This window comes from Micromonospora parastrephiae (genome assembly GCF_016802865.1).
GTDB lineage: Bacteria > Actinomycetota > Actinomycetes > Mycobacteriales > Micromonosporaceae > Micromonospora > Micromonospora parastrephiae.
The window spans coordinates 1-9475 of record NZ_JAEVHM010000200.1 but is presented as its reverse complement, the minus strand read 5'-3'; the positions used below and the strand labels follow the sequence as shown (position 1 = coordinate 9475).

The following is a 9475-nucleotide window of genomic DNA, read 5'->3' as shown; positions in this document are numbered from 1 at the left end:
CGCCACATGAGCCCCGTCACGATCGCCTGCGCGCCCGGCGCGCGTCGGCCGGTCTGACCGAGCAGCCCGTTGAGCGGGCACTTCACGCCCTGCTCCAGGCGGCGGCCAGCGAGCGGGGCTCACCCCAGCGGCCGGCATGCCCGAGCAGCAACGCCTCGGTCAGCTCCACGTCGTGGCAACGCTCGACGCGCACACCGGCCCGCAGCAGCGCCGGGTAGATCGCGCCGGCGGTGGACCAGACCCACCGCGGATGCTCCGCGGCCTCCCGCGCGGCCATCGCCGCGGCGAGGTCGCTGACGGTCTCGATCGGGCCGACGGGCCGGCCGGCGGCGTCGAGGGGACGCAACTCTCCCCCGCCCCGCTCGTCCGTCACCACCGCCACCAGCACGAACGTGATTCTGCCTCTTCCCTCCGACAGGGAAAACGGGTCGGTGGGTCGGTCGGGTGCTCGGTAGCGTGGTCAGGTGCCCCCGCAGATCCCGCACTCCGACCCCGGCACTCCCGATACCCGCGGTCCGATGCGGTACCTGTGGTGGCTGGTCCGCTGCCAGCCCTGGCGGGTGCTGCGCGGCAGCCTGCTCGGGACGGCCTGGATGGTCGGGCTGTCGGCACGGCCCTACCTCATCGCCCGCGCCGTCGACGACGGGCTACGCGCCCGCGACACCCGCGCCCTGGTCCTCTGGGTCACGGCGATCGTCGTCGCGGGAGTGGCCCTGTCATACCTGGGCATCATGCGACACCGCACGATGACCTTCATTCGGGAGGACGCCAAGGCCCGCTCGGCGGAGGTCCTGCTGCGTCAGCTGTCCCGGGTCGGCGCGACGCTGCCGCGCCGGACCGCCGCCGGCGAGGTGGCCACCGTCGGTGGCTCCGACATCAACTGGGCGGCGGAGGTGCTGACGCTGACCGGACCGGGCGTCGGCTCGATCGTCGCGTACGGGGTCATCGCCGTGGTGCTCTGGTCGATCTCGCCGATGCTCGCGCTCTGCGTGCTGGTGGGGGTGCCGGCGGTCGGTCTGGTCGTCGGGCCGCTGCTGCGCCGCCTCGAACGGGCCGAATCGGTCTACCGCCGGCAGCAGGGGGCGCTCACCGCCCGGTCCGGCGACATCGTGGCCGGCCTGCGGGTGCTCGCCGGAGTGGGCGGTCGGGACCTCTTCGCCCGCCGGTACGCGGCCAGATCCCAGGACCTGCGCGCCGAGGGCTACCGGGTCGGCGCGGTCAAGAGCTGGATCGACGCGGCGACCGTCGCCATCCCCGGCCTGTTCCTGGCCGCGGTGGTGTGGCTGAGCGCCCGGATGGTGGTGAGCGGCACCATCACGGTCGGCGAACTGGTCGCCGTCTACGGCTACGTGGCCACCCTGATCGTGCCGGTCTGGTTCCTGCTCTGGGGCAGTCACCAACTGATCCGGGGCCGGGTCGCCGCCCGACGGATCGCCGAGCTGCTCAAGCTCACCCCGGACGACGTCGGCGGGCCGGGTCGCCGGTGGCCGGCCACCGTCCCGGACGCACGCCACCCGCACGCCGTCACCGCGCCGACCGGCCCCGCCGACCTGCACGACCCGGTGACCGGGCTGACCGTACGCGCCGGCCGGCTGACCGGCGTGGCCGCCGACGATCCGGCGCGGCCGTGGCGCTGGCCGACCGGCTCGGCCGGTACGTCGCCAGCGACACCACCTGGGGCGACGTACCGCTGACCGGGGTCGCCCTGGACGAGGTCCGCGCCCGGATCCTGGTCGCCGACCACGACTCGTACCTCTTCGCCGGGACGCTGCGGGACGTCCTGCGCCCCGGGGCCGACGACGAACAGGTTGGCGCGGCCCTGCGGACCGCCTCGGCGGAGGACATCGTCGACGCGCTGCCCGGCGGGCTGGACACCCCGCTCGACGCCCGGGCCCGGACCCTCTCCGGCGGTCAGCGCCAACGGGTACGCCTGGCCCGGGCGCTCCTCGCCGGGCCGGAGGTGCTGATCCTCGTCGACCCGACCTCGGCGGTGGACGCCCACACCGAGGCGCGGATCGCCGAGCGGCTGCGGACCGCACGGGCCGGGCGGACCACGGTGGTGCTCGCCACGTCGCCGCTGCTGCTCGGCCGCGCCGACCTGGTCGCGCACCTGAGCGGCGGCCGGATCACCGCCGTCGGCACCCACACCGACCTGCTCGACCGGGAACCGGGCTACCGGCACCTGGTGGCCCGGGGCAGCGACGATCCCGTCGCCGAGCGGCCCGCCGACGCCGAGGAGGCGTACCGGTGAGCCGGCTGCCGGTCGCGGACCGCGGCACGGTACGCCGCGCTCTGCGGGACATGATCAGCCGGCATCGCCGGGCGGTCGGTGTCGTGCTGGCGCTGCACAGCGCCGCCGCGCTCGCCGGTCTCGCCCCGCCCTGGCTGCTGGGCGCCATCGTCGACCGGGTCACCGCGGGCGCCCCGGTGGCCACCGTGGACCGGCTGGCGCTGGCCATCGCCGGCTGCGTCCTGGTCAGCGCGTTGCTCTCCCGATTCGCCCAGTACGTCGGTCACCGCTTCGGTGAACGGGCCGTCGCCGAGCTGCGCGAGCAGTTCGTCACCCGGACACTCGGACTGCCGGTCTCGGTCGTCGAGCGCGCCGGCTCCGGGGACCTGGCCACGCGCAGCTCGGTCGACGTGGCGACGGTCGGGACCACCGTCCGCGACGTGGTACCCACCATCGTCATCGCCTCGGTGCAGTTGACGTTGCTGTTCGGGGCGGTGTTCCTGCTGCACCCGCTGCTCGGGCTCGCGGCGCTGGCCGGGCTGCCCTCGATCGTGGCGGTGACCCGCTGGTACCTGCGCCGGGCCAGCTCGGCGTACCTCACCGAGGGGGCGGCCTCGGCCGAGTTGACCGAGGCGTTGACGACCACCGCCGAGGGTGCCCGGACGGTCGAGGCGCTGCGGCTGACCGACGACCGGATCCGGCACGGCACCACCCGCGTCGTCCGGGTGTGGCAGGCCCGCCGGGCGACGCTCGCGTTGCGTACCGTGTTCTTCTCGGTGGTGGAGGCCAGCTACCCGCTGCCGGTCGCCATGGTCCTGCTCGTCGGCGGCTACCTGCTCACCCGGGACATGGTCTCGCTCGGCGCGGTCATCGCCGCCGCGCTCTACCTGCAACAGGCCATCGACCCGCTGGACCGGCTGCTGCAATGGACCGAGCAGGCGCAACGCGGCTTCGCGTCGTTCGCCCGGGTGCTGGGCGTCGGCCTGGTCCCGCCGGAGCCGCCCGGCACGACGGCCACCTCGCGCGGCGAGCGGCTCGTCGTCCGCGGGGCGCGGTTCTCCTACTCCGGCGGGCACGACGTGCTGCACGGCATCGACCTGGAGGTGCAGCCCGGTGAGCGGCTCGCCGTCGTCGGCCCGTCCGGCGCCGGCAAGTCCACCCTGGCCCGACTGCTGGCCGGGATCGACGCGCCACGCCTCGGCGTCGTCAGCATCGGCGGCTGCCCGATCACCGACCTCGAACCCGCCGAACGTCGGCGGCGGATCGCCCTGGTCACCCAGGAGCACCACGTCTTCATCGGCTCGGTCCGCGACAACCTCTCGTTCGCCGCTCCGGACGCGTCGGACGAGCAGATGCGCGCCGCGCTGGTCACCGTGGGCGCCGACTGGTACGCCGAGCTACCCGACGGCCTGGACACCGTGCTCGGCGACGATGCCCGCCAACTCGGCGCGGCCGAGGCCCAGCAACTGGCCCTCGCCCGGTTGGTGCTCGCCGACCCGCACACCCTGATCCTGGACGAGGCCACCGCCGCGCTCGACCCGAGCACCGCCCGGCGTACCGAGCGGGCCCTGGCGGCCGTGCTGGTCGGGCGTACCGTCATCGCGATCGCGCACCGGCTCAACACCGCGCACGACGCCGACCGGGTCGCCGTCCTGGCCGACGGCCGGATCACCGAGATCGGCAGCCACGATGATCTCGTGGCTGCGACGGGGCGTACGCGGCGCTCTGGCACTCCTGGCACACGCAGGCCGACGAGCGCTTGAGGTGACCGGGGCTACTTCACGGCACCGGAGGTGAGGCCGGACTGAATCTGGCGTTGGAAGACCGCGTACACGATGATCATCGGGAGGATGGCGATGGTCAGCGCCGCGAACAACCCGGACCAGTCGGCCTCGTAGCCGGCGTTGACCGAGATGTCGGCGATGCCCTGGGTGAGCACCCACTTGTCCTTGGCGTTGGAGAGCAGCACCAGCGGCAACTGGTACTGCGCCCACTGACCGATGATGTTGAAGATCCCGACGCTGATCAGGCCGGGCTTCGCCATCGGCATCATCACCTGGAAGAACAGCCGGGTGTGCCCGCAACCGTCGATCATCCCCGCCTCGGCGACCGACGACGGCAGCGTCTTGAAGAACGCGGCCAGGAAGAACACCGTGAACGGCAGCGAGTACGCGGTGTAGACCAGCACCAGGCCGGTGTGGGTGTCCAGCAGGCCCAGGTTCTTCACCACGAAGAAGAGCGGCACCAGGGCCAGGAAGACCGGGAAGGCCAACCCGGAGACGAAGAGGTAGTAAATCGCCCGGTTGCCCCAGAACTTGTAGCGGGCCAGCACGTACGCCGCCATCGAGCCGAGCAGCATGGTGAGGAACGTGCTGCACGACACCACGATCACGCTGTTGAGGAAGTACCGGCCGACGTTGGCCTTGGTCCAGGCCCGGGAGAAGTTCTCCCAGCGCAGCTCGGCCGGGAGCGTCCACGGGCTGCTGAAGATCTCGCTGGTGTTCTTGAACGCGGCGAGGAAGGTCCAGAGGATCGGCACGATCACGATGACCGCCCAGACGGCGAGCGCGACGTGCCCCAGGCCGGCGAAGAGCCGGACCTCCGAGCGAGGGCCCTTACGCCCCCGACCGACGGTGGCGGACGGGTCGCCGGACTTCGGCGGTAGCGCCGCCGGTGGGGGCGGCAGCGTCGACTGGGGGTTCATCAGTACTCCACGCTTTCCCGCTTGGTGAGCCGCAGCGTCAGCGCCGCGAATGTGAGGGTGAGGAAGAACAGCGCCACACCCATCGCCGAGGCGTAGCCGTACTTCGAGTAGACGAACGCGTTGCGGTAGATCTCCATGGCCAGCACCGTGGTGGCGCCGTCCGGGCCGCCGCCGTCCACCGAGAGCACCGCGACGATGGCGAACGCGTCGAACGCCGCGATGCCGAGGTACACCCAGGCCACCTGGAGGGTGTCCCAGAGCAACGGCAGGGTCACCCGGAAGAACAGAGTCACCTTGGTGGCCCCGTCCATCTCGGCGGCCTCGTAGATCTCCCCGGGGATGGAGGCCATCCCCGCCGAGAAGAGCACCACGTAGAAGCCGACCGCCTGCCAGACCAGCACGGCGATGATCGACCACAGGGCCAGGTTCGGACGGACCAGGAAGAGGATCGGGTCCAGGCCGAACTTCATCAGCACGCCGTTGATCAGGCCGGACTCGTTCGGCCGGTACACCATCTGGAACAGCACCGCGATGATGGCCACCGCCAGGACCTGGGGGAAGAAGAACACCACCCGGTAGAACTTCGCCCCCCAGACCCCCTGGCGCTGCCCCCCGCTGCTCTTGCCGCCCACGTTGAGCAGGAAGGCGAAGAACAACGCGATGGCGATGGTGATCAGCGGCAGGGCAAGCAGCAGTACGCCGTGGTGCTGGACCGCTTTCCAGAAGGCCCCGTCGTCGAGCAGCCTCCGGTAGTTGTCGAAGCCCACCCACTGCGGAGCGGACAGCCCCCGCCAGTTGGTCATCGAGATCTGGAACGCCTGCGCGTACGGCGCGATCACGAAGGTCACGTACAGCGCGACCGGGGCGAACAGGAACCCGATCACGAACGGATACTTGCCGTGCCGCATGACCCTAGCTCCGATCGATCAGCGCTTGAACTTGGTGACGGAGCTGTCCTTCTTGATCGCGTCGGCGCGCTTCTGGATCCGCTCCACGAAGGCGTCGGCGTTGATCCGGCCGAACATCAGCTCGTTGGTGGCGGTCCGCGCCTCCGTGTCGAGCTCCTTGTACCAGTTGTCGAAGAGCATGTTGAACACGTCGTTGCCGGCTGCCTTGAGCGCGGCCTGGGCGCTGGCCACACCCGGCGGGAACTGGAAGCCCTCGCTGCCGGCCGGCACGACCGTGGCCGCGCCGACGGTCTCGGTGAAGCCCCGGGCACCCGCCTTCGAGAGCATCTGGCGCATGTACTCCATACCGCCACGCGGGTTCTTGCTCTTCGACGAGACGAAGTATCCCTCGCCGCCGGCCGCCCGGATAGCGGTTGCCGGCAGCTTGTCCGACGCGGTCAGGCTGGGCACCGGCATGAGCTGGTAGGTGAACCCGGCCGGCGTGTCCTTCTTCTGCTCGTTCTCCAGCCAGTCGCCGGACGGGTAGAAGGCGACCTTGCCCTGGTTCTGCCGCAGCTGCACGTCGGTGTGCTTGAGCCCCTCGAAGCTCTTGTCCGAGTACTTCGCGCCGATCTCGGCCCACGCCTCCGCGGCCTGCTTGACAGCGTCCTGCTTCCAGGCGCCGTCCTCCAGGTTGTCGATGTTCTTCAGAACGTCCGCGCCACCAATCTTCGCGGCCTGGCTCAGGATCACGTTCCACTGGTAGTAGGCCGCGTTCGCCCCGGCGTAGCCGTACGGGGTGATGCCCTTGGCCTTGATCTGCTCGCAGAGCGCCTTGAACTGGTCGAAGGTGGTGGGCGCGGTCCAGCCGTTGTCCTTGAAGAGCTTGCCCGAGTACCAGATGCCGTAGACCGTCGACACGTAGTACAGGACGAACGGCTTGCGCTGCCCGTCGGCGGTGCTGAACATGCCCTGCTCGACGACGCCCGGGATGATGGTGTCGCGGACCTTCTTGCTCGGGTCGTCGACCGACGGCGCGTCCCACAGCTCGGTGAGGTCCTGCAGCTGGCCGTCGTTGACGAGCGCGCCGAAGTCGAGGAACTTCTCACCCGAGTTGTTGACGAACTCCGGCGGGTTGCCGCTGGCGAACCGCGGCTGGAGCACGGTGGAGACCGCCTGGGTCGCCTGGTGCTTGACCTCGGACTTGGGGAACGCCGTCTTGTAGAGCGGCTCGTGCACGTCGGTGGCGTACTTCTCGCCGTAGCCACCGTTGAAGATGACCACCTCGATCGGGGCGTCCTCCTTGACACCCAGCGGGTTCTTCTCGCTCTTGGTGCCACCGGCAACCTGCTCGTTCTCCTTGTCATCGCCGCTGGTGGCGCAGGCGCTGAGCAGGCCGACGGCCGGGGTGGCGAGCATTCCCACGGCGGCGGCGCGACGCAGCACCGTGCGACGGTCGAGCGCGGCCGGGTGTTCGGGGGTAATCGACATCGTCGTCTCTCCTTGTGGAATTCGGGTCAGGCGGTGCGCCGGAGACGCCCGGCGTACCGCGACTCGAGGGCGATGTTGTGCTCGTCCCCGCCGGGGACGTTGGCGGAGAGGTAGATAGGGGGCACCTCTCCGGCCTGGTGGAACCGTCGTACGACCTCCGCGGTCAGCAACTGCGCCAGCAGCGCCGTGGTGACCGAGGAGACCGCACAGACCGCGCCGCCGCCCTCGAGCGGCAGCAGTGCGTCACCGTACGGCGCGCCATTGTCCAGCACGACGTCGGCGAGGTCGGCGAGCCGTTGACCGGACGGGTGCCGTGGGGCGACCCGTGCGGTGTGCTCGACCGAGGTGACCGCGATCAACGGGTGACCGCGCTCGGTGACCAGCGCCGCCAGCTCGACCACCGAGCCGTTGATGCCGGACTGGGACGCCACCACGAACACGTCGCGTGGCTGGGGTGCCGCGAGCGCGTAGATCTGGTGGGCGATGGAGGGATCGCGTTCCAGCTTGGGGTCGGCGAGCACGTCGCGAGGGGCGTCGCCGTGCACCACCAGGTCCCGTACCGAGAGCCGGTTGGTGGGGACCAGGCCACCGGCGCGGGCGACCAGTTCGGCGGCGAACGCCTCGGAGTGCCCCGCGCCGAACGCCTGGAGCACGCCGCCGGCACGCAGGCTGGCGGCGATCAGGTCGGCCGCGCGGGTGATCCCGTCGGCCTCGGAGTCGAGCAACCGGTCGAGCACGGGGCGGACGGCGTCCGCGTACCCCTGGGCGCTGATCATGTGAGGGCTCCCTTCGCGGCCTTGTGCCCGTCGACGGCCTGCGCGGTACGCCGGAAGGCCGCGTGGGCGCGGTCGTGGGTGCGCTGGGCGACGGCGATGTAGAGCAGGTCGAGCACCACCAGCTGGGGGTGACGGGCGGAGAGCGCGTCCGGCCGGAAGGTGGTGGCCTGGCTGGCGGTGAGCAGCACGATGTCGGCCAGCTCGGCCAGCGGCGAGCGGGGGAAGCCGGTGAGCGCGATCGTGGTGGCGCCGCGGCTGCCGGCCTCGGCGAGCATCTCGATGGTCTCGCGGGTCTGCCCGGTGTGGGAGATGCCGAGCGCCACGTCACCGGTGCGCAGCAGCGCCGCGCTGGCCAGCCCCTCGTGGACGTCGTTCCAGGCCCACGCGGCCACCCCGATGCGGTGCAGGCTGAACTGCATCTCCTCGCCGACCAGCGCGCTGCCGCTGGCCCCGAAGATGTTCACCCGACTCGCGCCGGCGATCGCCACGGCGGCCCGTTCCACCTCGGCGAGGTCGAGCAGCGCCGCGGTGTCGTGCATGGCCCGGGTGTCGGCGGCCATGATCTGGTCGAGCACCCGCGCGAGCGGATCGCTGGGCTGGATCTCCCGTCCGATGTCGACGGTCCAACCGGCGGAGCGGGCCCGGCCGGTCTCGGCGGCGATGCCCAGCCGCAGGTCGGCGTACCCCTCGAAGCCCATGGCCCGGCAGAAGCGGGTGATGGTCGCCGGTGAGGTGCCGCTGCGCTCGGCCAGCTCCACGATGGTGGACCGGGCGGCGGCCTCCGGGTCGCTGAGCACGTGCTCGGCGACCCGGCGGAGCGCGCCGGTCAGGTCGCCGAGCCCGTTGCGGACTCGGGCCAACACGCCGTCGGAGGCTGACCCGAGGCTGCCCCGCCGGTCGATCGCATCGGCGTCGACCACCGCGGTCCCCGCGGCGGTGTCCACCTCGTGATCAACCATGGGACGCCTCACCTTTCCGCAAAGACTGTTAACTGTTAGTGGTAAAAGTTCTTACTAGAGGCCCCTCCGTGTCAAGACTGTGGGCGAAGTTTTCAAACTGTTACCTGGTGCACAGCCCCTCGCGCCCGCCGGATCTTGCCCTACGCGAGCGCGCCGACCAGCATGAACAGGCCATCGCCGTGCAGCGCAAGGAGGCCCGTGCCGATGTCCGACACCGTCGTGGTCGGCCTCGACGTCGGCGGTACGTCCACCCGGGCGACCGCCCTGACCCTCACCGGTGAACGCCTCGGCACCGGTCGCGCCGGCGGTGGCAACCCCACCAGCCACGGCGCCGAACGGGCCGCCGCCGAACTGCTGACCGCGCTCCGCGGCGCGCTCGCCGACGTCGACCCGGCCCGGGTGGCCGCCGGCACCATCGGGCTGGCCGG

General features: G+C 71.4%; 5 protein-coding genes and 4 pseudogenes. 3 read left to right on the top strand and 6 right to left on the bottom strand.

The window, feature by feature from the left end; genetic code table 11:
• Nucleotides 1-88: 88 nt before the first annotated feature.
• Nucleotides 89-418: pseudogene (locus JNW91_RS26515) on the bottom strand (bifunctional 3'-5' exonuclease/DNA polymerase); the annotation flags it as partial.
• 100 nt (nt 419-518) lie between these two features.
• Between JNW91_RS26515 and JNW91_RS26510 the strand changes: the two are divergent.
• Both JNW91_RS26510 and JNW91_RS26505 read left to right on the top strand, forming a co-directional pair.
• A pseudogene (locus JNW91_RS26510) lies at nt 519-2251 on the top strand (ABC transporter ATP-binding protein).
• Nucleotides 2252-2301: 50 nt separating this feature from the next.
• A pseudogene (locus tag JNW91_RS26505) lies at nt 2302-3998 on the top strand (ABC transporter ATP-binding protein).
• Between the two features lie 6 nt (nt 3999-4004).
• On the opposite strand, the gene JNW91_RS26500 reads toward JNW91_RS26505, so the two are convergent.
• Genes JNW91_RS26500 through JNW91_RS26480 form a run of 5 tightly spaced genes read right to left on the bottom strand, consistent with a single transcriptional unit; the run spans nt 4005 to nt 9047 of the window.
• On the bottom strand, nt 4005-4934 hold the full coding sequence (locus JNW91_RS26500; RefSeq protein WP_203178109.1) for a carbohydrate ABC transporter permease: 930 nt from the start codon (nt 4932-4934) through the stop codon (nt 4005-4007).
• Entirely contained in the window at nt 4934-5842 is a 909-nt protein-coding gene (locus JNW91_RS26495) for a carbohydrate ABC transporter permease (RefSeq protein WP_203178107.1), read from the bottom strand. The genes JNW91_RS26500 and JNW91_RS26495 overlap by 1 nt, the downstream gene beginning before the upstream one ends.
• Before the next feature lie 18 nt (nt 5843-5860).
• Complete coding sequence (gene ngcE / locus JNW91_RS26490) at nt 5861-7312, bottom strand: N-acetylglucosamine/diacetylchitobiose ABC transporter substrate-binding protein (RefSeq protein ID WP_203178105.1); 1452 nt, start codon at nt 7310-7312, stop codon at nt 5861-5863.
• A gap of 26 nt (nt 7313-7338) precedes the next feature.
• Complete coding sequence (locus JNW91_RS26485) at nt 7339-8088, bottom strand: sugar isomerase domain-containing protein (protein ID WP_203178102.1); 750 nt, start codon at nt 8086-8088, stop codon at nt 7339-7341.
• Nucleotides 8085-9047 carry a MurR/RpiR family transcriptional regulator gene (locus JNW91_RS26480; RefSeq protein ID WP_203178100.1) on the bottom strand — a complete coding sequence of 321 codons (963 nt, stop codon included), beginning with the start codon at nt 9045-9047 and terminating at the stop codon, nt 8085-8087. Before JNW91_RS26480 ends, JNW91_RS26485 begins: the two co-directional genes overlap by 4 nt.
• Nucleotides 9048-9251: 204 nt before the next feature.
• On the opposite strand from JNW91_RS26480, the pseudogene JNW91_RS26475 reads away from it, so the two are divergent.
• Nucleotides 9252-9475 (top strand): annotated as a pseudogene (locus JNW91_RS26475) (ATPase); the annotation flags it as partial.